Annotated in this window: 18 protein-coding genes and 1 tRNA gene; 9 read left to right on the top strand and 10 right to left on the bottom strand. The window is 54.9% G+C overall.

All coding sequences use genetic code 11. The features are described 5' to 3' along the window. Positions 1 to 58: 58 nt before the first annotated feature. Positions 59 to 1,063 (bottom strand): nucleoid-associated protein YejK, encoded by a 1,005-nt coding sequence (gene yejK, locus QSK07_RS01775; protein WP_013358541.1) that lies wholly within the window; start codon positions 1,061 to 1,063, stop codon positions 59 to 61. 158 nt (positions 1,064 to 1,221) lie between these two features. Here yejK and QSK07_RS01770 point away from each other — a divergent pair, with 158 nt between their 5' ends. From QSK07_RS01770 to QSK07_RS01760, 3 genes are all read left to right on the top strand, one after another. Continuing rightward, positions 1,222 to 1,449, top strand: a complete 228-nt coding sequence (locus QSK07_RS01770; protein WP_010248348.1) for a YejL family protein — start codon at positions 1,222 to 1,224, stop codon at positions 1,447 to 1,449. 22 nt (positions 1,450 to 1,471) lie between these two features. Beyond that, positions 1,472 to 3,226, top strand: a complete 1,755-nt coding sequence (gene yejM, locus QSK07_RS01765; RefSeq protein ID WP_285720276.1) for an LPS biosynthesis-modulating metalloenzyme YejM — start codon at positions 1,472 to 1,474, stop codon at positions 3,224 to 3,226. A gap of 73 nt (positions 3,227 to 3,299) precedes the next feature. Further along, positions 3,300 to 3,376, top strand: a tRNA-Pro gene (locus QSK07_RS01760). 233 nt (positions 3,377 to 3,609) lie between these two features. Here the strand turns inward: QSK07_RS01760 and QSK07_RS01755 are convergent. Beyond that, complete coding sequence (locus QSK07_RS01755; RefSeq protein WP_285720275.1) at positions 3,610 to 4,629, bottom strand: LacI family DNA-binding transcriptional regulator; 1,020 nt, start codon at positions 4,627 to 4,629, stop codon at positions 3,610 to 3,612. Positions 4,630 to 5,008: 379 nt separating this feature from the next. Here QSK07_RS01755 and QSK07_RS01750 point away from each other — a divergent pair, with 379 nt between their 5' ends. The 5 genes from QSK07_RS01750 (at position 5,009) to QSK07_RS01730 (ending at position 9,523) form a co-directional block, all read left to right on the top strand. After that, on the top strand, positions 5,009 to 5,932 hold the full coding sequence (locus QSK07_RS01750) for a substrate-binding domain-containing protein (RefSeq protein ID WP_285720274.1): 924 nt from the start codon (positions 5,009 to 5,011) through the stop codon (positions 5,930 to 5,932). A gap of 54 nt (positions 5,933 to 5,986) precedes the next feature. Then, positions 5,987 to 7,165 (top strand): Gfo/Idh/MocA family protein, encoded by a 1,179-nt coding sequence (locus QSK07_RS01745; protein ID WP_285720273.1) that lies wholly within the window; start codon positions 5,987 to 5,989, stop codon positions 7,163 to 7,165. A 9-nt stretch (positions 7,166 to 7,174) separates the two neighbouring features. Next, positions 7,175 to 8,116, top strand: a complete 942-nt coding sequence (locus tag QSK07_RS01740) for a sugar phosphate isomerase/epimerase family protein (protein WP_275220938.1) — start codon at positions 7,175 to 7,177, stop codon at positions 8,114 to 8,116. A 414-nt stretch (positions 8,117 to 8,530) separates the two neighbouring features. Then, the gene (locus tag QSK07_RS01735; RefSeq protein WP_003854174.1) at positions 8,531 to 8,734 is read left to right on the top strand and encodes a hypothetical protein; all 204 of its coding nucleotides are present in this window, start codon (positions 8,531 to 8,533) and stop codon (positions 8,732 to 8,734) included. Positions 8,735 to 8,806: 72 nt separating this feature from the next. Continuing rightward, a complete protein-coding gene (locus tag QSK07_RS01730; RefSeq protein WP_285720272.1) occupies positions 8,807 to 9,523 on the top strand; it encodes a 4'-phosphopantetheinyl transferase family protein in 717 nt (238 codons plus the stop codon). A gap of 155 nt (positions 9,524 to 9,678) precedes the next feature. On the opposite strand, the gene QSK07_RS01725 is transcribed toward QSK07_RS01730, so the two are convergent. From QSK07_RS01725 to apbE, 3 genes are all read right to left on the bottom strand, one after another. Continuing rightward, positions 9,679 to 11,331, bottom strand: coding sequence for a multidrug ABC transporter permease/ATP-binding protein (locus tag QSK07_RS01725; RefSeq protein WP_285720271.1), 1,653 nt, complete (start codon positions 11,329 to 11,331; stop codon positions 9,679 to 9,681). Between the two features lie 95 nt (positions 11,332 to 11,426). After that, positions 11,427 to 12,068, bottom strand: a complete 642-nt coding sequence (alkB, locus tag QSK07_RS01720) for a DNA oxidative demethylase AlkB (RefSeq protein WP_098052776.1) — start codon at positions 12,066 to 12,068, stop codon at positions 11,427 to 11,429. Further along, positions 12,068 to 13,114, bottom strand: coding sequence for an FAD:protein FMN transferase ApbE (apbE, locus tag QSK07_RS01715; protein ID WP_285720270.1), 1,047 nt, complete (start codon positions 13,112 to 13,114; stop codon positions 12,068 to 12,070). The genes alkB and apbE overlap by 1 nt, the downstream gene beginning before the upstream one ends. Positions 13,115 to 13,286: 172 nt before the next feature. Between apbE and QSK07_RS01710 the strand changes: the two genes are divergently transcribed. Continuing rightward, the gene (locus QSK07_RS01710; protein WP_013358547.1) at positions 13,287 to 13,397 is read left to right on the top strand and encodes a hypothetical protein; all 111 of its coding nucleotides are present in this window, start codon (positions 13,287 to 13,289) and stop codon (positions 13,395 to 13,397) included. Positions 13,398 to 13,767: 370 nt separating this feature from the next. On the opposite strand, the gene ompC is transcribed toward QSK07_RS01710, so the two are convergent. From ompC to QSK07_RS01685, 5 genes are all read right to left on the bottom strand, one after another. Continuing rightward, positions 13,768 to 14,886, bottom strand: a complete 1,119-nt coding sequence (gene ompC, locus QSK07_RS01705) for a porin OmpC (RefSeq protein WP_285720269.1) — start codon at positions 14,884 to 14,886, stop codon at positions 13,768 to 13,770. Between the two features lie 598 nt (positions 14,887 to 15,484). Then, positions 15,485 to 16,654 (bottom strand): beta-barrel domain-containing protein, encoded by a 1,170-nt coding sequence (locus QSK07_RS01700; RefSeq protein WP_285720268.1) that lies wholly within the window; start codon positions 16,652 to 16,654, stop codon positions 15,485 to 15,487. Beyond that, positions 16,651 to 18,795, bottom strand: coding sequence for a type I secretion system permease/ATPase (locus tag QSK07_RS01695; RefSeq protein WP_285720267.1), 2,145 nt, complete (start codon positions 18,793 to 18,795; stop codon positions 16,651 to 16,653). Before QSK07_RS01695 ends, QSK07_RS01700 begins: the two co-directional genes overlap by 4 nt. Before the next feature lie 16 nt (positions 18,796 to 18,811). After that, positions 18,812 to 20,167, bottom strand: a complete 1,356-nt coding sequence (locus QSK07_RS01690) for a TolC family outer membrane protein (protein WP_285720266.1) — start codon at positions 20,165 to 20,167, stop codon at positions 18,812 to 18,814. A 304-nt stretch (positions 20,168 to 20,471) separates the two neighbouring features. Then, complete coding sequence (locus QSK07_RS01685) at positions 20,472 to 22,187, bottom strand: Ig-like domain-containing protein (RefSeq protein ID WP_285720265.1); 1,716 nt, start codon at positions 22,185 to 22,187, stop codon at positions 20,472 to 20,474. Between the last annotated feature and the right edge of the window lie 103 nt (positions 22,188 to 22,290).

Below are 22,290 nucleotides of genomic sequence, written 5' to 3'. Positions count from 1 at the left end.
GCCAGGCGAAGATTATTGCCCTGGACAGGAAATGAAAGTCGGGCTAAGCCCGGCTTTTTTATTTGCTGCTGGTCCGACGCTGGAGCTGATCGCGCAGATTAGGTGGTGTGCCCTTAATCGTCAGGGTGTCTGTGGCCGGATCCCAGAAAATGCGTTCACCCAGCAACATCGCATCAAAGTTCAGGGTCAGTCCCCCGCCGCTTCCCGCAAACTTCGTCAGCTGGCGCAGCGTGCTGCGATCCGCCGGGAAGCTCTCTTCCAGTTCGTAGCCCTGCTCCTGGGTAAAGGCCTGGAAGGTTTTTTCGCCCAGCGGAGGCAGTTCACTCGACAGATCTTCCAGCGCAATCTCTTCGCCCGCCTGCAACTGCTCGTTGCAGTAGCTGTACACCTGCTGGCGATAGTTCTGCCGCTCCTGCTTATCCAGTTCCGATTCGTTGCAGTAGTCATCGACCGCCTGCAACAGACCGCGGTTCTGCGCCTTAGTGTCTAATCCCACTTCGGCTCCGAGGAAGTCCATAAAGAAGTCAGCGACCTTACGACCAACGCGGCCGCGCAGGAAGGTCAGGTAACGGGTCGATTCCGGGTTGGTTTCCCATTCGGTTAAGTCGATACGCGCTACGATGTCCGCATGATTGATATCGAGATAATGCGTGCTGCTGATATCCAGCTGCTCATTGACGCGCATGCTGGACTGGCTGTTCAGCACCGCAATCAGCAGATACTCCACCGCCAGATAGCGATAGTGAATAAACAGCACCACGCCGCCTTCCGCAAACGGGTATTTTGCCAGCTCATCGCGCAGACGACCGGTCGCGGCACGGCTAAAAGCGAGAAAATCATCGTTGCCCTTACGACAATTACGCAGCGCTTCTGCCAGTTCACTCTCAGCGTTGAACAGGCCATAGGCTTTGCTTTTGGCGCTGTAAACCCGGTGTAACTCCTCCACCATCGCGTTGACCGTGTTGGTAGCAGGCAGTAGCGAATCGCGCAGCGCCAGTTCAAGCTGGTTTTCATCGCGTTTAATTAACTGATGCAGGGCAATCTGGTCGATATCCAGACTCATGGTAGACTCTCCTTTTAGCACAGGCGCGTATTCAAACACCGCCAGCATCGGCTTTCAACTCCATGCTGAAAGCGAACGCGTTACTTTCGATAAAATTGCGGTAAAAAGTGCGCTATTCCGGTAATATATCGCCTTTTGAAATGAGCTTAGACGACGATATGGCACAATCATCACGCTACAGTGACGAACGCGTGGAACAACTCCTCGCGGAAATGGCCCAAATCCTGCACAAGGACAAAGCCCCCACCGATCTCTCCCTGATGGTTCTGGGAAATATGGTGACCAACTTAATTAACAGCGATGTCGCTCCGGCGCAACGTCGTTCACTGGCACGCTCTTTCGCCGATGCCCTTCAGGCATCTGTGCGCGACGACAACGCTCATTAATTGGCTTATTTGACTTCATAATATGGTAACCAACCGGCAGCGCTACCGCGAAAAAGTCTCCCAGATGATCAGTTGGGGGCACTGGTTTGCTCTGTTTAATATCTTATTCGCGCTGATTTTAGGCAGTCGCTACCTGTTGGTCGCCGACTGGCCTTCTTCGCTGGCGGGGCGTATCTACGCCTATACCAGCTGGGTTGGCCACTTCAGTTTTGTCGTGTTTGCCGCCTATCTGCTGATTATTTTCCCGCTGACCTTTGTGGTGATGTCGCAACGGCTGATGCGGGTGTTATCCGCGGTGATTGCGACGTCCGGGCTGACGCTGGTGATGGTCGATAGTGCGGTCTTTAGCCGTTTCCACCTGCACCTGAATCCGGTGGTGTGGGAACTGGTGATTAACCCCGATCAGAGTGAGATGGCGCGTGACTGGCAGCTGATGTTTATCAGTGTGCCGCTGATTTTCCTGGTCGAGATGCTGTTTGCGACCTGGAGCTGGCAGAAGCTGCGCAGCCTCAATCGCCGTTCATTCGGTAAACCTGTTGCTGCTCTGTTTATCAGCGCCTTCTTTGCCAGCCACCTGATGTATATCTGGGCCGATGCCAACTTCTATCGCCCGATTACCATGCAGCGAGCCAACCTGCCGCTCTCCTATCCAATGACCGCCCGCCGCTTCCTGGAGCGTCACGGCTTGCTGGATGCGCAGGAGTATCAGCGTCGGCTGGTTCAGCAAGGCGACCCGGAAGCGCTGGCCGTAGAGTATCCGCTGAGCGACATTACTTTCCGTGACGCCGGGACACGCAATAATCTATTGGTGCTGACCGTCGATGGTCTGAACAACGCCACGCTGGCCAAAGCGCTGCCGCAACTCAATCAGTTTGCCAGCGAGAACGTGCGTTTCACCCAGCACTACAGCGCGGGTGATACCCCGGAGAAAGGCTTATTCGGCCTGTTCTACGGTATCTCTTCCAGCTATATGAACGGCATTCTGGCCTCCCGAACGCCGTCTGCCCTGCTGGGTGCATTGAGTACCCAGGGTTATCAGTTCGGCCTGTTCTCTTCGGAAGGCTTTAATCCGCCGCTCTACCGCCAGGCGTTGCTGACCGATTATTCACTGCCAGCCACCAATAGTCAGCCCAACGCCAGCACCGTGGCGCAATGGCAGAACTGGCTGGAGAAACAGAAAGATTCACAGGCGCCCTGGTTCTCATGGGTCGCCCTGAACGGCCCTGATGTGACTGGCGACAGTGCCAAAGCACGTCAGCGTAGCTATCTGCGTCAGGCTCCGGCTGTTGATGAACAGATTCACGCGGTGCTTAGCAGCCTGCAGGCACGTGATTTGCTGAAGAACACCGTCGTGGTGATCACCGCGCAGCGTGGTCTGGCGCTGGACGGCAATCCTGACAGTGCCGGAAACCGCCAGACGTTGCAGGTGCCGTTAGTAATTCACTGGCCTGACACCCCCGCGCAGACTGTCGATCGCCTTTCTGATCATCAGGATGTGATGGCGACGCTGATGCAGCGCCTGCTACATGTGCGGACGAATCCGGTGAATTACTCGCAGGGTGAAGATCTGTTTGCAGCGCGTCGTCACCATGACTGGGTCGCCAGCAGCGAAGAGAATAAACTGGTCATTACCACACCTCAGGTGACGCTGGTACTCAACAACAATGGCAGCTATCGCGCTTATGATGCGCAGGGCAACGCGCTGAAAGATCACAAGCCAGAGCTGGCATTGCTGTTGCAGGTACTCACCGAGGAGAAGCGGTTTATCGCTAACTGATTAATTATCAGGCAAATAGTTTGCGGGTATCTTGCATTCATGACGATAACCAGTAGACTTATCTTCCAGTGTTCGGCACGTAGCGCAGCCTGGTAGCGCACGGTCATGGGGTGTCCGGGGTCGGAGGTTCAAATCCTCTCGTGCCGACCAAATTACTCTGACAGGTCAAAGGGTTAATCGAAAGGTTAGCCCTTTTACTTTATGGCTGCTCTGAATCTCTACAGCGCTTCTGGTTCTATGCTCTTGCCCTGACCCTTTTTGTCCGTTATTGAGCGCAATAGCGCTACGCTCTCTTATATCGCACCTTTACAACAGGCGCTGCTTTCGCTTCGCATTAATCGTCTGACCTGCCCGCTATAAAAAGCCCCGGGCGAACCCCTGGGTTAGCGGTTTGCTTCGGATAGCGGCTTAAGATGTGAGTGACGAACACGCAGCTCCCCCTTTCTCCAGTGGCCGTCCGGCACTGCTTTACCAGAGATTAGCCGATTAAGCGCCTCTTCAATCAGAAGATCCAGACGCTGGCTATACGTTGTAAGCTGCCAGCCTGGCGCTGCGGCTTCATCAATATCGTCAAAGCCGACGACGGCGATGCCCGGCTTCTCTGCCCTGTCCCGCAGGGCCGCCATCACGCCGAGTGCCAGTTCATCGTTTTCGCAAAACAGCGCATTGATGCGTTCAGACTCAGAGGCCTGCTGCAGCCAGGCGTTTATGCAGCGATAGCTCAACTGTCGGTCATAGCATTCCGTACTGAGTTCAAGCGTCAGCTCAATGCCCGCAGCGCGGAGTTCATCACAAAAACCCTGTTTGCGCTGCAGGTGTGCACCCGGTCCGGCCATATAGCCAAATTGCTTGTGTCCCTGCGCGATTAACAGACGCGCAATTGTCCGTCCGGCCTGATACCCGTCAACATCTACAACATCAATCTCCTGCCCTTCCGTATTACGGCAGACCTGCACCAAGGGGATATCGTGCATTTCTGCAGCAATCGCCACGAATTCAGGTGTCAGTACGGTTCCAAGAAACAGAATGCCGTCCACCTGCAACTGATCGGCCAGTGACATCACGGAATAATAATTATTGCCGGTAATATTCAGTAGCAATGCCATGTAACCGCGCTGCTGAAGCTGGCGGGTCACTTCATCCAGCATCATCATGGAATGCGGATTTTTCAATTCATCAATGGCCACACCAACAATATGGGTGTGCTTTTGTGATAGTCCACGGGCCAGCAGATTGGGCCGATAGCCAAGCTCACTGGCAATAGCCAGTACCTTGTTACGGGCTTTCTCAGAAATCGAGGCATCAGGGATAAATGCCCGTGACACTGTCCATTTAGAGACACCAGCGCGAGCTGCTACATCGCTGGCCGTTACTTTTTGTCGTTTTAAGGGTTTATCGCTCATTCAGCGCCTGGTTAAGTATTCATTGAAGTCATCAGACTTAATCATCTGATTATAATGGCTTTTAACACTGACAGAATCTTCTGTATGGATAAGAAAAATAATATGTCAGGAAAATTTTAAAAATGCACCCGGTTGCAAATATTTTGTGATCCCGCATTAGTAATTGTCTAAAACATGATTGACTAAATTTAACACCTCTTACACATTCTTAGCATCTTCAGCGCAACTGTATTTCCTGAATGCACTCTTAACGTCATTTTTGCACCCGGGTGCAAAAATAGTAAACGGTGCGACTCAGGTGCAGAGAAGTCACACCGGGCAGGAAGCTATAGCTCTTCGCAACAGGGACTGACTGACATCCATTCCACAGGATCCGATGATGAAAAAGATACTGAATGTGCTGCTACTGATAACAGCCATGCTCTCTTCAGGCATACAGGCAAAAACGGCCCGGATCGGTGTAGCGCTGGCCAATTTTGACCTTAACTTTGTCTCTATACTGCGCACGCAGATGGTTCATGAACTGGATGCACAGGGCATGAAAGGACAGTTCTCAGACGCCAGGGGTGACGTCGAGCTTCAGATACAGCAGGTTGATGATTTTATTAACCAGGGTGTGGACGCCATCATTCTTAATCCGGTCGATACCCAGGGCGTATTACCTGTGATAAACGCCGCAAAGCGTGCCGGTATCCCCCTGGTTTTTGTTAATCGCAAACCTGAAGTGCCGCTGACCGGGCAAATGGCCTATGTGGGTTCTGACTCAGCCCTCAGCGGGAAAATGCAGATCGAAGCACTGGCTAAAATCATGAACTATCGGGGCAACATCGCAATTGTGATGGGGGCACTGTCGAATGAGGAGGCCCGCGAGCGCACGCGTGCGGTAGAAGAATTTGTGGCACACCATCCCGACATGAAGGTCATTGAGAAGCAGACCGCCCGATGGCAGCGCAATGAAGCCGTGGATGTCGTCTCAGCCTGGCTTCTCAACGGCACGCCGGTGAATGCCATTGTTGCCAATAATGATGAAATGGCCATTGGTGCCATCATGGCTCTGAATCAGGCGAAGAGAAAAGATGTCCTGGTGGCAGGCATCGATGGAACGCCAGATGGCCTGCAATTTATCAAAAATGGTGAAATGGTGGTGACGGTTTTCCAGGATGCCAGAGCGCAGGCGACAGGTGCCGTGAGCGTGGCCGCTGCACTGATCCATGAGCAGAAAACCGCAAACTATCACTGGATCCCCTATCAGACCGTCACCCAAACGAATTACCCGCAGTTCAGTCAGCAGCAACAAAAATAGCCTCTGAATTTACCCTCAATTGCACCCGGGTGCATAAAATCGAAAGGAGTTATTATGTTAAACGGTGAGAAAGTGATTCCCCGCCCGCTACGCTGGGCAATGATCGGGGGCGGTCGCCTCAGCCAGGTTGGCTATAAACATCGTTCAGGCGCCCTGCGCGATAACACGGCCTACCAGCTGGTTGCCAGTGCATTTGACATTGACGCTGCGCGGGGGCGTGAGTTCGGTATCAATCTTGGTCTGTCAGCGGAACGCTGCTATGACAACTATCAGCAGCTCCTGACAGAAGAGGCAAAGCGCGACGATGGCATTGAGGTAGTCACAATAGCGACACCTAACGGTACGCATTTTGAGATTACCCTGGCAGCCCTGAATGCCGGCATCCACGTTATCTGCGAGAAACCGCTATTTTTCACCTCCGCAGAGGCCCGGGAAATAAAAGCTCTGGCGGCGGAAAAAGGCCTTATCGTTGGCGTGACATACGGCTTCTCCGGCCATCCATTGCTGATGCAGATGCGCGCGATGATCGCCAAAGGTGAGATTGGCGATGTTCGAATGGTTGAATTGCAATATACCCACGGCTTCAGTGCGAATGACAATGCCGATAAGTTCAGCGATGCACAGAAGTGGCGCGTTGATCCAAAAATTGCAGGGCCTTCTTTTGTACTGGGCGATATCTCAACACACACGTTTTACATTTCCCAGCTTGTTCTGCCGGATTTAAAAATCAAAAGCCTGCTGTGCGATCGCCAGAGTTTTATTCCTTCACGAGCGCCGCTGGAAGACAACGCGATGGTGCTGATGCACTACGAAAACGGCGCTGTTGGCCGCATGTGGGCTTCCGCCATCAACGCCGGTTCGATGGACAGTCAGAGTATCCGCGTCATCGGCTCAGGCGCCAGCCTGGAGTGGAGCGATTATAACCCGGGTGAACTGAAGTTTGAGGTGCAGGGTCAGCCGAACCAGATACTTCACCACGGCATGCCCTACCTTGATGAAAGTGCGCTGGCGGATGAACGTCTGGGCGCACTGCATACGGAAGGTCTGGCAGAGTCCTGGGCCAACATTTACCTGAAGTTTGCCCGAGCCATCATCGCAACACAGAACGGCGACCGCCGCACACTGGAAACGCTGGTCTACCCCGATATTAATGCGGGCGCCGAAGGCGTGCGCTGGATCGAAAACTGCGTGCGCTCGGCAGACAACGGCGCCAGCTGGGTTGATTACCAATAAGGACAGACTATGAAACTCTCTTTCTGTACAGACAGCCTGGGCCACCTCCCCTTTGAGCAGATGCTGGATAGATTGCTGGAGCTGGGCGTGACTGGCGTTGAAATGACGACGGGCGGCTGGTCCTCTGCGCCGCATGTGCCAACGACCGCCCTGCTTGAAAGCGCCTCAAAACGTCAGCAGTTTCTTCAGGCTATCGAAAGCCGCGGTATGTCGATTGCGGCACTGAACGTATCGGGCAATCCGCTCGACCCGGGTGAACTGGGTCAGCGCCACAAGCACGATAGTGAAAATGCCCTGCAGCTGGCGGGTGAACTGGGCGTGAAGAAGATCGTGATGATGAGTGGCCTGCCACCGGCAAGCCCGGAAGACACCATTCCAAACTGGATCACCTACACCGTCAGCTGGCCACCCACGCTGAAAAACTGCCTGGACTATCAGTGGAACGAGGTCGCCATCCCTTACTGGCAGGGACTGGTGGAACGGGCAAAAACCTGTGGCGTTGAAAAATTCGCGCTGGAGAATTTCAGTTCCATGCTGGTCTGGAACCCGGAAACGCTGTTCCGGCTACGGGAGGCGGTTGGTCCGATGGTCGGTCTAAACCTCGATCCCAGCCACCTTATCTGGATGGGGGCCGATCCGATTGCCGCCGCCCGCGCACTTGGCCCTGCGATTCACCACTGTCATGGTAAAGACGTCCGTCTTGAGCGCGGGCTGGTTGAGATCAATGGCCTGCTGGAAACCAAACCGGTTGAAGATGTCGCTAATCGGGCATGGAACTATGTCGCCGTAGGCTGTGGTCAGGATCTTAAATGGTGGAAGGCGTTTTTCTCGGTTGTCCGCATGATGGGCTACAACGACTGGGTCTCACTGGAAATGGAAGACTTAACCATGTCAGTCGACGCGGGGATAACCTCATCCATTGCAGCCCTGCAGCAGACCATCAGTCAGTAAGAACGCCACCGGCTTACTTCCGTCGAAGGTTAACTTTACGCGCGCCCTCGTAATACGCTCTATACTCAATAGCGAGTGGGTAACAAGAGGAGAGTTCATGACAGTCATCGAAAAAGACGATCCAACCGAAGCACCTGAGTCCGGCGATAAGCAACCTTCTCCGCCAGACGAAAAGTAACCCACAGGGCCGCGGTTAACGCGGCCTTTCTCTGCCACTACTTCCCATGGCTTAACATTCAGATTAATCCCGAACGGGGTTACCATTCTTCATGAAATCATCAGGTTAGTACTTGTATAAAAGCCTGACCCGCTTCACAAAAGTAGCCACCCGCTGCGCTTTTTCATCAAACCGAAACAAAAATGTCACAGAAAATAATTATCCTGAACTCCCCCAGAAATTGACGGATAATTTTTATGGCGATCAAAGCGAAAAGCCTGAAAGATGCAGAAGCATTACTGCATTCAGGCATTAGCAAAGTGGAACTGGCGTATGACATTGGCAGCGACGATTTCTTTCGTCTGGCGAGCCACTGGTGCGACCGCGGTGCACGCATCAGCAGGGGTCACCACCATTTCGTTGTTTCTCTCAAAAGTTTTGCCATTCCTCCCAATGACTGATTGCGGTGGGCTGCTTGCCCTGAACCATCGCGCCTGATTAAATGCCTTTTTGAGTTCTGATGATGGTTTCGCATGCGCTATCCCGACCTGCCGCTGCCGCCTGTTGCAGGCGGCTTTATCCTTTCCTGTCATCTTAACCACAGCGATCCTTTGCTGGCGGTGAGTCACTTTGACCCACAAAAATATCATGACGCGCTGGCTGTCGAATGGGGGATTCCGCTGCCCGCCCGACTGCAGCTGGCGGTTAATAAGAGACGTGCAGAATATCTCGCCAGCCGGTTACTTACCCGGTCAGTAATGGCAGAACTGGGCATTGATGATTTCATTTTGAGTAACGCTCCGGACCGATCTCCCCTCTGGCCCTCAGGCATTCAGGCGTCACTGTCACACAGTAGTGGTGTCGTCGTAGTGGCGGCTACCCGTCAGCCCTGCGCCGTTGGCGTCGATGTCGAGCAGTTGATGTCGGAGACCACGGCACAGGAAACGGCAACGCTGCTGATGAACGAGCAGGAACAGATTCTGTTGCGGACGCTGCCCGTCTCCTTCAGTGCGGCCGCTACCCTGCTCTTCTCTCTCAAAGAGAGCGTATATAAAGCGCTATGGCCACAAGTGCATCAGCCGATGGACTTTCTGGATGCGGCACTGGTGTCCGTAGATTTCGCGCAGCAACGTGCCACGCTGAGCCTGACTCAGCACTTCAGCAAGCGTTTTCCGGCAGGCGCATTATTACAGGCGACTTTTTTATTGCAGGAGAATCAGGTCGTCACCCTGGTCACGCATCGGCTTTAAAAAACCGGCTAAACAAGGGTATTTAGCCGGGGTAAACACAGACGAAAAAAGACGTTTCAGGATGGCAGAAACCGACGTTTCTGCTGATTGCTAAAGTAGCCTGTCTGACGCGCAGCACGCCAGTGCGCTTTTCTGCTAAGTTTTGCCAGCTGCCGTCAAAGCCCGGTGTCGGTGCGCGTTACCGAGTCGAGCGTGGCGAGATCGCGCTCATTACCGGTCAGCTCCGTTAACTGGCCTTCGCGCATCTCCAGCAGCCGATCGGCATGAATGAAGTAATGATCGTCATGGCTGATGGCAAACACCGTTTTACCCGCCTGCTGCAACCACGGCAGCAGCTCGCGATAAAAGATGCGGCGAAAATGAGGATCCTGATCGGCCGCCCACTCATCCAGTAACAGCACATCGCGCTCTTCCGCCACCGCCAGCAGCAGCGCCAGTCGCTTACTCTGCCCTTTAGATAGCCGCAGGTTCAGCACTTTGCTGCCTTCAATCTTCAGCTTGTCCTGCATCTTCAGGCGCTCCAGCCACTGCTGAACCAGCGCCGGATTGGCCGCAATCCCGTCCCGTCCGATTAACCGGTCAAACAGATGCAGGTCGGTAAAGACCGCCGAAAACTGGCTGCGCCACACATCCAGCTCGTCAGCCGCGATCGCTTTACCATCCAGCAGCAGCGTGCCGGACTGCGGCTGATAAAGTCCGGTCAGCAGCATCGCCAGCGTTGATTTCCCGCTGCCGTTGCCGCCAATCAGGAACACCAGCTCCCCCCGGCGCAGCGTCAGGTTAATTGGCCCCACCTGGAAGCCATTATCACCATAGTGAAAAGAGACGTCGCGCAACTCCAGTGTCTGCCAGTCAGAGACGGCAGATGGCGCGTGAAACCCGGACTGATAAGGTGCAAGGTCAAAAGCGTTGAGCTTACGGAAAGCGACCTGGGCACTGAGCAACGTCGGTAATGCACCCACCGCCGAGAGCAGCGGCGTGCGTAAGAACAGCAGCGTCAGGGAAAAGGTGGCGGCGACGGCGGTATTAGCCCAGCCCAGGCTGTTCGCCATAAAAAAGACCATGCCGATGGCGCCTAACGTCATGATATTTGACCAGTTAACCGCACTGAGATGGAAGGTATCCGCGCGTACAATATGGTGACGCCAGGCGCGGGCATCTTCCTGATACACGGTGTCATAGACCTGCTGTGCACGGGAGCGGTTAAGCTGCAGCTCTTTGCGTCCTTCAATCACCGTCTGGTAATCGCGATAGAGGTTATCTTCGATTTCCCGCAGCTTTGCCATGTGCTGATAGACGCGTGAAACCAGCATCCAGCCACCCACCAGCGTGACACCCAGCCAGAGACTGGTCACCAGTAGCATTTTTGGCGACAGCCAGGCGAGATAAATTGCCGAGCCAAGCGTAATGATGACACCCTGAAACAGCTCTGGCAGGCGTACAAAGGCCAGCGTAATCGCCCGTACATCGCTGGTCAGTCCCGCCAGCAGCTGCGCACTGCCGAGTTGCTCGATACGTTCAACCCGGGAATCAAGGATACGTTTAATAAACTCGCCGCGCAGTCGCCAGACAAACTGATGGCCGAGCATCGTCAGCGCCAGCTGCGAGGCCAGCGTCACCGCCATCAGCACCACCAGCTGCAACAGAAACTGCGGCAATACCGCAAAGGAGGTGTTAATGGCGACAATCATTTCGCGATTGATGAAGGCGATCATGCCAATACCCAGCACGGCGCTTAACAACGTCAGCGCAATCACCCCGATAAAAGGCCAGCGGAACTGGCGAAAAACAACGTTTAACAACGTCATGCAGGCAATCCATCAGCTAAAAACAGCCTGCAGTGTAATGGGATGCCAAATGATAGCAATAGTTATTCTCACCACGCCATGACCGGCGTGGCGGGTCAAAAGGCGCGGCGAAACGTCAGGTTATAACGCCAGGGACCGGCAAGCGGATGAACGCCTGGCTTCAGCGGCAGGATGCCGTGATAACGCAGGCGCGACGGCCCGCCCCACACCACAATATCGCCATGTTCCAGCAGCACACGCTGAGTTGTGTCGCCGCGCTCGAAGCCGCCAAACTGGAAAACCGCAGGCAAGCCCAGCGACACCGAAACGATAGGCTGGCGCAGATCTTTCTCATCTTTATCCTGATGCAGCGTCAGCTTCGCGCCCGGTTCATAGCGATTAAGCAGGCAGGCATCCGGATTAAAGTCAGGGAATCCTGCCTCTGATGCCGCCTGCTGTGCCAGAGTACGAAACAGCGGCGGCATTGGTGGCCATTGACGTCCGTTCAGGTTGTCCTGCTGCTGATAATTGTAGCCACGTGAATCCACCGACCAGCCAAAATCGCCGCAGTTGGTCATCGCCACCGACATGCGATGACCGCCGGGCGTAATGCGATGGGCAAATGGGTTTTGTTCCGCAATCGTCATGATCTGCTGATAAAGCGCTTCGGCATCTTCACGCGCGCGACGCCGCAGGATCACAGCACCTTCAGCCAGCGGCTCCTGCCAGGGTTGCTCTTCACTAAAAAGATCTAACATCAGGGTTCTCCGGATTTGTCGGGAATCAGGAAGGCAGTAAACTGCGGCGACATCCAGCTGACAAATTTATCGCCCTGCTTACTGATCAGATAGACCGCCAGATGCTCTTTTATCGCCAGCGCTTTGGCTTTTTCAGTGCCGAGTACCATCAATCCGGTATCCCAGCCGTCGGCTTCCAGTGCCGTGGTGGCGATCACCGTGGCGGAAACCAGTTTATGCGCAATGGGCCGTCCGGTAACGGGATCGATCACATGTGAAATGCGCTTGCCGTCCAGTTCATAATAGTTGCGATAGCTGCCAGAGGTGCTGATACCGTGTCCCTGCAGATCAACGCGCGCCTGAACCGCATTTTCGCGATCGGTCGGTTTCTGAATCGCTACCCGCCATGGCTGCTGCTGCGCATTCAGACCACGACTCAGCACCGCGCCCCCGACTGACACCAGATAGTTGTTGATGCCAAGCTGTTCCATCAGCCGCGCCAGATGATCGGTAGCGAAGCCCTCGCCCACCGTTGAGAGATCCACATAAAGGTCAGGCAGATCTTTCTGCAGCCACTGCCCGTCTGCGCCCTGCACCACCCGCAGATGCTGCAACCCGGTCTGCGCCCGGGCGGCAGCGATCTGTGCCGCATCCGGCGTATGACCTGGCTGCTTTGTTGGGCCAAAGCCCCACAGGTTAACCAGTGGCCCGACGGTAATATCCATCTCCCCACCGGTTTTACGGCCAATTCGCAAAGAGGTGGTGACAATATCCGCCATGTTTTCACTCACCGGCTGCGGTGACAGATCCCGGCTCTGGTTGAAGCGCGATAACACAGAATCGGCTTTCCAGGTTGAGAGTTCAGCATCGTCCGCGTCCAGCCGCTGCTGAATGCGCTGCTGCAGCTCCGCTTTACGTTCGCTCTCCACTCCCGCCAGGCTCACACGCCAGACGGTTCCCATCGTTTTTCCTTCCAATACCAGTGCGGTTGTTGCCGCTGGCTTATCACACGCTGCTAACATCAGCACTAACATCGCCAAAGACAGCAGATTAATCTGAGAATTCATCTTCCCTCACTTGTAACACTTTATTCATCTCTGCTACAAAGCATAAACCTCGGGTAAATTAGCTTAAATAGCGTTGAATATTTTTCTGAACCACGAGAACATTTACCGGTCATCTATCCTGACCCCGCCTCACGACAGGCGATAAACATTAATTCAAAGTAAGGAGCTACAGATGATTTATGCGATTCTCGTTATTGCCCTGGGTCTGTTTGTTTACGGAAGTTACAAAGTGGTCGAACAGCGCCGTCATCGTCATATGACGCCTTCCCGGCCGCGCCATTAACAGGACTGGCTGCACCTTATTGGGGCAATGCCTCTCTGACGCGCGCGGCAAGTGTACCAAAACGGGCGCGCCGTCTGTGGCTGTGAGAGCGGTAAAGCTGGCATGAATTCTGCACTGTTGAAACAGTGTTTATCTCTGAGAGGTGCAGAATGAAAAATTCACAGAAGTGGCCATCAGCATGGCATCACTGGCTAAGCTTTTCAGCCTTTACGCTGGCAGGTGTCGCATTTGAAGGTGCGCGATTCGGCAGTGTTGTATCGTCGGTAACGGCAGCTCCGGAATCGACAACGTGGCGAAAGGCTGAAGCGCTCAGCCCGGAAGGTCATGCAGGAGCGTAGCGGTAACTGCGCTCCCTGACAACTCAGAACGTTTAGAACTGGTAAACCAGACCCAGTGCCACCACGTCGTCGGTATTGATACCGGCTGCGTTGGTGAACGCGTTGTCGTCCAGCAGGTTGATCTGGTAATCAACATAGGTAGACATATTTTTGTTGAAATAGTACGTCGCGCCAACATCGATATATTTTTTCAGATTCTGTTTGCCCCAGTTCTGAACATCGGTGCCGCGTGAGGTGACATAGGCCAGGGATGGACGCAGGCCGAAGTCAAACTGATACTGAGCCACCAGTTCCCAGTTATCCGCTTTATCCGCATAACCATAAGCTGAAGAGGCGTCACTGCTGTCACCAAAGCGGGTCGCATTGTAAGCACGCGAGTACATCGCTGCCAGATAGACGTTGTTCGCGTCATATTTCAGACCGCCTGTATACACTTCCGCTTTATCGCCGCGGCCAAGAATACCAGACGTTGCGCTGTTCTGATCGTTAGTACGGTCGGACTGGAAAGCAGCTGCACCAATGCCGAAGCCCTGACCCAGATCATAGGTGGTGCTCAGACCCCAGCCGTCGCCGTTCTGGCCCAGTACGTCGCGACCATTAGGTGATTCGCTGCTGTTGCCATTCTTGCCCTGATACTGGACTGCAAAGTTCCAGCCATCCACCAGACCAAAGAAGTTATTGTTGCGGTAGGTCGCCATGCCGTTACCGCGCTGATACATGAAGTTATCCGCGCCATAGGTATCGCCACCAAACTCGGGCAACACGTCGGTCCATGCGCCGATGTCGTAGGCTACGCCGTAGTTACGACCGTAGTCGAACGAGCCCGCATCCCCAAATTTCACGCCGGCAAAGCCGACACGGGTGAAGCTGTCAGCAGTGCCCTGAGACTCGGCATTGTTCAGTGCGGCCTGATATTCCCACTGGCCGTAACCGGTCAACTGATCGCTGATTTCGGTTTCGCCTTTGAAGCCGAAGCGAACGTAGGATTGGTCGCCGTCAGAGCTGTCGTTATCAGAGAAGTAGTGCAGACCGTCAACTTTACCGAAGAGGTCTAATTTGTTGCCGTCTTTGTTATAGATTTCAGCTGCGTTAGCTGATCCTGCTGCAATCAGCAATGCAGGGATCACCAGGGAGAGAACGCGACGTTTCATTTTATTACCCTCTGTTATGTGCCTTTATTATTTGCCACTGCGAACTGAATGATTAAAAATTCAGCCGGCAGGCCATTGTTATTTTATAACGGGCAATAATCCACCAGGAAAATGCTACTAAATTTCCAAAACTGTTTCACAGATCGAAACAGTTATTTCTTAATGTAAATATCGGGGAACTAATAACCAGCACGGATCGATAAAAATCGGCGCACGAATCGTTAATCTTAATTCGTATTCTTTTTTATCAAGAGGTTGCACCAGAGCCTTATGAAGCACTGAATGATAAAACTTTTGCGGCATCTGGTAATAGAATAGACCCCGCTATCATCATTTATTCCATTATTACCTTCATTCTCCCCGAATGAGATGTACAACTTATTATTTCCCGCCGGACAAATCGTCCGGCATTTTTTTGTCTGAAATTTGCCGTTCCGTTATATCTGCGTAAACTTTCTTAAGCGGATTAAATTAACTTCACCTCACTTCCGCACAGAGTGTTAAATTGCGCACGCTTTGCACCCAGAATGATGAAATATCCGCCATGTTAATTAATTACCGTAATTAAGCAGACGGATAGTGGGGATGGTGCTGATTTTTAGCGCTCGCGCAGCGATTCTTTGACTTTATTCAGCGGTTTAATCAGATAGTCCATGACCGATTTCTGACCCGTTTTAATCTCCACGTTGGCCACCATACCCGGTACAATCGGGAATTTTCGTCCGGCACGGTTGGTCAGCTCCGCTTTCTGGGTACGGACGTAAACACGATAGTAATATTGATCGCGTTTTACCTCATCCTGCAGGGTATCGGGCGACACCGTTTCAACTTCGCCGGGCAGGTCGCCATAGATAGAAGAGTCATAGGCGGTCACTTTTACGGTGGCGGCCAGACCAGGGCGGATATACGCGATATCGCGTGGGTTGATGCGCGTCTCAATCAGCAACTGATCCTCCAGTGGCACGATTTCCATCAGCTTACCGCCTGGCTCCAGTACGCCACCAACCGTGGTGACCTGAATATCTTTGACGATGCCGCGTACCGGCGAATAGAGCGTAGCACGCGTCAGCTGATCCTCTTTACCCGCAGCAACCTGCAGTTGTGCATCCAGTTCGGCATTGTTTTTCACCTGCTCTTCATGGGCGCGCACCAGATAGTCGTTACGTGCCTCATCAATTTTACCGCGCAGATCGCTGACCTGACGGCGCAGACGAATCACCTCGACCTGCCCTGCCGCGCCCTTAGCCACCAGCGGTTCCGTCAGCCGCAATTCATCCTGTACCAGTTTCAGCGACTGCTGCAGGTTACTGATGGTTTCGGTGAGATTACGACGACGCGACGCGTAGAGCTGCCGTTCGCGCGTGACCAGATTCGGCTCCTTCAGGGTTTCGGCGCTGAACGTCAGCGGCGTGCCCGACAACTCCGCCTCAAGCCTTTCGGATGAGGCACGCAGCGTGCGCACTTTGGCCTGCGCTTCGCCGAAGTTGGACTGGAAGCGCGTCGGATCGAGCGTCGCCAGCACCTGCCCTTTCTCAACAATATCGCCCTCATGCACATTCAGCTGTTTAACGATGCCGCCATCCAGGCTGTCAATCACCTGCGCGCGGCTGGAGGGTGTTACTTTACCGGTGCCGACGGTCACCTCATCCAGAATGGCGAAGTGCGCCCAGATGAGAAAAATCGCCAGCGCGGCGGTGCAGAGCCAGATAATTGCCGATGTCCGGCGCTCATGACGGGCAAGATCTTTATCAACAATAACCAGACTCATGCAGCATCTCCTTTCCCTGGCGTCGCTGGCGTCGTCGCACGGCGCAGGATCTCTTCACGCGGACCATCGGCCACAATCCGACCGTTATCCATCACCACAATACGATCAACCATCTTCAGCAGCGCCGGACGGTGCGTCACCAGCACCAGCGTACGGCCACTGATCCAGCCCTGTAGCTGACGGATCACATGCTCCTCCAGCTGTTCATCCATGGCCGCAGTCGGCTCATCCAGCAGGACGACCTGCGGCTGCCGCAGGATCATCCGGCTCAGCATCACCATCTGACGCTGCCCGCCTGACAGCCCGCGTCCGCCTTCATTGATAATGCGATCCAGACTGGCGGCATCCTGCTGGACCAGCGACAGCGCGCCGCTGATACGCAGCGCCTGCAGCATCTCCTGCTCGCTGGCATGTGGATTACCCAGCATCAGGTTCTGCCGCAGCGTGCCAAAAAAGAGACGGGAGTCATGCGACAGCCAGCCGAGCTGGCGGCGTAAATCGACAGGATCGATACGCTCAATATCGACGCCATCGACAATCACCTTACCCTGAGTGGCCTGCGCCTGACCGGCCAGGATCTTCAGCAGCGTCGACTTCCCTGCCCCGACTTTGCCCAGAATGGCAATCTTCTCGCCGGGCTTGATCTGCAACTGATGCACGTTGAGCACATTCTTTTCATTCTCTTCGTCATAGCTGTAATGCACATTGCGCAGATCGTACTGGCCGGTAAGCGTCGGACAGTGCGCCAGTGTCGCGGCTTCAGGCTGATCGAGCGGCTTTTTGAGCAGCTCATCCAGCCCTTTCATCGCCATTTTGGCGTGCTGCCAGCGCGAGAAGACCATGGTCAGTTGCATCAGCGGGGCAATAGTGCGTGAGGAAAGCAGGCTGCAGGCGACCAGCGTACCGGTGGTGATTTGCGAATCAAGCACCAGATAGACACCAAACACCAGCATCCCTGCATAGGTAAGCTGCTGCACGGTCGATGCCCAGCCGGTAAGGCGTGCGCCCCATAACCGCTGCTGATTGCTGATTGAAGCGCTGACTTCGTGGGTCTGTTCCCACTGACGCTGGAAATAGGGCTCTGCCTGCAGCGCTTTGATATCCTCAATCCCTTCGATGGTTTCCACCAGCACCGCATTGCGCAGCGCGCCCTCGCGCAGCCCCTCTTTGGCCAGCCGTGCCATCGGGATCTGCACCAGCAGGCCGGGAATAACGATCAGCGGGATGGCCGCCAGCGGGATCAGTACCAGCCAGCCGCCCACAAACGACATGATGAACAGGAACAGGATGACAAACGGCAGATCGGCCGCTGCACCCACCGTGGTTGAAGTCAGCAACTCACGCACCTGGTCGATCTCACGCAGCTGCGAGATAAAGGAGCCCGTCGATTTTGGCCGCGCCTCATTACGGATGCTCATTGCCCGGGCAAACAGCATCGCGGAGACTTTGAGGTCGATGCGTTTACCCATTAAGTCTGACACCTGAGTTCGCATCAGCCGGATCACATACTCAATGGCTGCGGCGATCAGCACCCCGACAAACAGCACCCACAGCGTGGATTGCGACTGCGCCGGAATCACCCGATCGTATACCTGCATCGAAAAGAGAATACCGGCCAGCGCCAGTACATTGCTGATCACCGAGGCCAGCGAGATCTCGGTAATACGGCGACCCATGCCGCGAAAGTTTTTCCAGAACCAGTGTGGCTCATAGGGCTGAACGAATTCGTCGATGCGCGCATCCCTGCCACGCGCCGCCACGCCAATCACCCCGACATCGCCCTGGGCGCGCGCCAGCAGTTCCGATAAGGCGCTTTCACGCACCACATCACCACCTTCACTGAGCCAGTAGCGTGCGCTGCCGTCGGCATCGATGTTCTCCAGCACCGCCACGCTGGCATTTTCCAGCACCAGCACTACCGGGGTGATCTCCTGACGCCAGCGCAGTTTGTTCTGCGGCACCATGGTCAGATGCAGTCCCAGCAGCCCGGAAAGCCGCTCCAGCTGCTGCGACACTGGGAGATGTTCAAACCAGCGCATCTGCTGACGCAGGGTTTTGCCATCGGCAGGTTTACCAAATCGCGCGGCCACCCGCAGCATGGCGGCAATCCAGTTATCGGTATTCAGGGTTGATGTACTCATTATTAATGCCTTATCGCTATTGCAGCGAAGGAAGGAGATCACCGCTGCTTTGCTGGCGATTGATACCCATGATATCGAGCAGATTGTCTACCGCGGCGGCATAGCGCACGGTGGCGTCCCAGCCATCGTAAAGCGCGGTAATGCGCGAGCTGTCGGCCTGAAACACATCCTGTTCCACGCTCAGCAGATCGTTCAGGCTGCGCTTACTCAGACGATATTCATCGGCGTAGACATTACGGGTATGGTCGGCGCTGGCCAGCTGCACTTCTCCGGCGGCCTGCCGGTGCTGTGCCCCGATCATGTCGGCATAGGCAGTCGAGGCGTTCTGATTGATGGCAAGTTTGGCCTGCTGCACCGCAGCCTGTGCCGCTTCGCGATCGCCCTCCGCTGACTCAGTTTTGGCATTCACCATGCCGCCCTGATAAAGCGGCGCTTCCACCTGCAGCTGTACTTCATCATCCCAGTAAGACGAACGATCGTTTTCATAGCGGGTCCGGCCTGCCTGCACTTTGATGGTCGGCCAGTGACCGGACTGTGCCTGGCGTACCCGCTCACGGGCGGCTTCCTGTTTAGACTGCGCGCTGCGTACTGCGGCGCTGCTTTCATAGGCAATTTTGTCGAGGGTGATCTGCTGTTTCAGCAACGCCTGGGGCAGTTCGGGCAGCGTGGCGGGCACGACACCGGTCAGCACGGTCAGCTGCGCGGTGGCGGAACGAAGCTGGGCGCGATATTGCTCCAGCGTGGCCTGCATCGCGGCGATGCGGGTTTCCGCCTGCAAAACATCTGACTGGGAATTGAGCCCGGCATCGGCGCGCAGTTTCGCAATATCCCGCACCCGCTGCAGCGAGGCGATATTGGTGTGCGCCGTTTCAGACAGCGCCTGGTAGCGTTTGACTTCGAGGTAGGCCTGCAGCGTATCTTCCGCCACGGTCGTCATCGAATCGAACAGGCCGAAACGATAAGCCTCTGACAGGGCATGCTGTTCATCGATGGCGCTGCCGGTGCGGCCAAAGTCGTAAAGCAGCTGGCTGAGCGTAATGCCGCCGGAGCCATTATTGTTCAGACTGCCAGCGGAGTCGGTCTGGTGAGAGCGTCCCGCGGCGCCCTGCAGTGAGATCTGCGGATACCAGGCGCTGCGGGCGGCATCCAGATCCCCCTCACCGACGTGGATCTGTGCCGCCGCTTCCGAGATTTTCGGATTGCGGGCAAAGGCCCGGAGAATGGCGTCGCGCAGCGTTAAGCTGGCAATCTGTTCTTCGGTTGGCGCGGCGCGCCAGTTAAATTCGGCTTTCGGTAACAGTGCGGCAAAGGCCGCGGGCACTGCCACGCCACTCAGGGCGCACAACAAAAAAGTTAATCGCGCTTTGTTCATTATCCATACCAGCAGGGGTTCTTATCATCATGGTGTTTTTCCTGGTGAACAAAGCGAGCAAAAAGGGTTACGACTCAGAGCCAGACAGCATTACTGCGTTATTTTATTTATGTTTCGCAAGCTGGACCCTAAACGAACTTTAACATTATTAGATCATATCCCGCGCTTATTCCTGCTAAAAACAGATGAATTCCTTAATACTTCTCCTGAGTGGACGAAAAATAACCAAAAAAGTAATCCATGCCAATCCAGACAGGCTTAACAAACCTGCCCGGAAGGTAGTGATTTTACTAATGTGTTGGCGTCAGACTATCGGCTGTGCCGCAGGATGCAGCAGCAGATGATCGGCAAGGGTGTAATAAACATCGGAGAAGAGATGGCTCTCATGCGGAACGGCAGAAGCCGTGGAGGTGTGTGCCACGTGCGCGGTCTCCCCCTGCCGGGTCAGAGTGACGGTTTCCAGCAGGTGATCCACCGTCTGATCCGCCATCAGGCTGGCCGTTTCGGTATGCGATACCACCTGCACTGTCTGGCTGGCCGTGGCCAGATTACCGGCGCTGTCTTTACCGCTGACCGTCATCTGGTATTCACCATCATCCAGCGGTGCCAGCTGTCCGGCCAGAATGGTCAGCGCCCAGCCACCATCCGCTTTTACGCTAGCGCTGTAATGCTGATCGCCCAGCGTTAATTCTACCAGGCTGCCCGGTTGCAGATGACTGGAGCTGCCCTGGATCAGATGCCAGCTGTTCACATCGGCAGCATCAATTTTGTTGTCATCAAAGGCGGTGTCCAGCGTCAGAGTTGGCCGCTGATGCACGGCCACGGTAAAAAGGGAGTTCCAGTTCTGCGTGTCGCTGTTGCCGTACTGATCCTGGCGATGAAAAGTAGCGGCGACCGGACCATCCGGCAGCGCCATCAGCTCGCCGGAGGTAAGCGTCACCATACCCTGCGCATCAGGCTGGTGGGTTTTGCCGTTGATCTCCAGCGTGTTGCACCCCTCAATGTAGAAGCTCAGATCGTGCTGCGCCTCCTGATAGTTAAGCGTCATGTCATCGCCCAGATCCATTTCGGTGTAGATCGGAATAAAGCCGGTGTGGATATTCAGTTCATGCGTGGCATCCGTGTAGTTATTGGCCCCGTCGATCGACCAGGCGCGGATCTCGCCGAGGTTGATAAACGCGTTTACCTCTGCCGCCGGGATCACCACCTGCCAGTGGCCATCCTCGTCTATTGTGGCAGCATAATCTTTCTGGTTAGCACCGGTGATCACCAGCCGGTGACCCGGCATCACGGTAGAGAGCGCGCCGCTCAGCAACAGATCCTGCTGGGTTTCCGCCAGATTAATGACGTCGTCCGACGTGACCTTATCAAAGGTAATTTTTGGCAGGCTGCTCAGGTGGGTAATCAGTGTCAGGTCGTGATAGTCGGTTGCGATTTTTCCATTCGGATCGGTCGCCGTCACTGTAAGGCTATAGACACCATCCCGCAGCGCCTGCATATCGCTTTCCTGGAAAGTGCCATACCACTTGCCGTCGCTTTCCATGTGGGCAGTGGTGGTCTGCGTGCCCAGGGTTAATTTCAGTAATGACCCCGCCGGCAGGTGTGTTGCGCTGCCGCTGATTTCAACGCCGTAAATGCTCTCAGCAATATTCACAGCGTTGTCGCCACTGACCGTGTCGACTGTCAGGGTCGGTTTGATGGTGCGATCAACATAGAGACCAAAATCGACGTCGGTAGTGGTGCTGTGGCCCGCTTTATCGGTTATGGTCAGCGCCAGGCTGTGATTGCCATCCGGCACGCCTTTCAGGGCATCAGCCGGCATAGAGGCGTTCCAGTAGCCCCACTTGTTAACGGTGCTGTGCCAGCTCTGGTCGTTAAACGTCAGCGTGACCGTTGAGCCCGCTTCGCCTTCAGCCCGGCCACGCAGATGCACCGGCTTTTGCGCCTCCCAGGCGGCAATGACGCCATCTCTGGCAAGCGGTTCATAGGGGCGCAGAGCAGCGGGTGGCGAACTTTCCACGCGCTGACCGCCAGGGCACTGTAATTGAGCGGACTGCTATGCGGTGACTCCGCAGAGAGAGGGGTAACGGGCAGATTAAGACTCTGTGTTGCGACTGGCGTAA

Origin of the sequence: Pantoea sp. QMID4, assembly GCF_030270445.1 — a bacterium.
Lineage (GTDB): Bacteria > Pseudomonadota > Gammaproteobacteria > Enterobacterales > Enterobacteriaceae > Pantoea > Pantoea vagans.
Note: the sequence above shows the minus strand (reverse complement) of the source record. Positions and strands in the feature narration are given on the sequence as shown.

Coding starts and splice junctions, on each gene's coding strand:
- apbE (WP_285720270.1), bottom strand. CDS start 13,114: ATGAATTCTCAGATTAATCTGCTGTCTTTGGCGATGTTAGTGCTGATG.
- QSK07_RS01695 (WP_285720267.1), bottom strand. CDS start 18,795: ATGAGTACATCAACCCTGAATACCGATAACTGGATTGCCGCCATGCTG.
- yejM (WP_285720276.1), top strand. CDS start 1,472: ATGGTAACCAACCGGCAGCGCTACCGCGAAAAAGTCTCCCAGATGATC.
- QSK07_RS01770 (WP_010248348.1), top strand. CDS start 1,222: ATGGCACAATCATCACGCTACAGTGACGAACGCGTGGAACAACTCCTC.
- QSK07_RS01730 (WP_285720272.1), top strand. CDS start 8,807: ATGCGCTATCCCGACCTGCCGCTGCCGCCTGTTGCAGGCGGCTTTATC.
- QSK07_RS01735 (WP_003854174.1), top strand. CDS start 8,531: ATGGCGATCAAAGCGAAAAGCCTGAAAGATGCAGAAGCATTACTGCAT.
- QSK07_RS01745 (WP_285720273.1), top strand. CDS start 5,987: ATGTTAAACGGTGAGAAAGTGATTCCCCGCCCGCTACGCTGGGCAATG.
- QSK07_RS01750 (WP_285720274.1), top strand. CDS start 5,009: ATGAAAAAGATACTGAATGTGCTGCTACTGATAACAGCCATGCTCTCT.
- ompC (WP_285720269.1), bottom strand. CDS start 14,886: ATGAAACGTCGCGTTCTCTCCCTGGTGATCCCTGCATTGCTGATTGCA.
- QSK07_RS01710 (WP_013358547.1), top strand. CDS start 13,287: ATGATTTATGCGATTCTCGTTATTGCCCTGGGTCTGTTTGTTTACGGA.
- QSK07_RS01755 (WP_285720275.1), bottom strand. CDS start 4,629: ATGAGCGATAAACCCTTAAAACGACAAAAAGTAACGGCCAGCGATGTA.
- QSK07_RS01690 (WP_285720266.1), bottom strand. CDS start 20,167: ATGAACAAAGCGCGATTAACTTTTTTGTTGTGCGCCCTGAGTGGCGTG.
- QSK07_RS01725 (WP_285720271.1), bottom strand. CDS start 11,331: ATGACGTTGTTAAACGTTGTTTTTCGCCAGTTCCGCTGGCCTTTTATC.
- yejK (WP_013358541.1), bottom strand. CDS start 1,063: ATGAGTCTGGATATCGACCAGATTGCCCTGCATCAGTTAATTAAACGC.
- QSK07_RS01700 (WP_285720268.1), bottom strand. CDS start 16,654: ATGAGTCTGGTTATTGTTGATAAAGATCTTGCCCGTCATGAGCGCCGG.
- alkB (WP_098052776.1), bottom strand. CDS start 12,068: ATGTTAGATCTTTTTAGTGAAGAGCAACCCTGGCAGGAGCCGCTGGCT.
- QSK07_RS01740 (WP_275220938.1), top strand. CDS start 7,175: ATGAAACTCTCTTTCTGTACAGACAGCCTGGGCCACCTCCCCTTTGAG.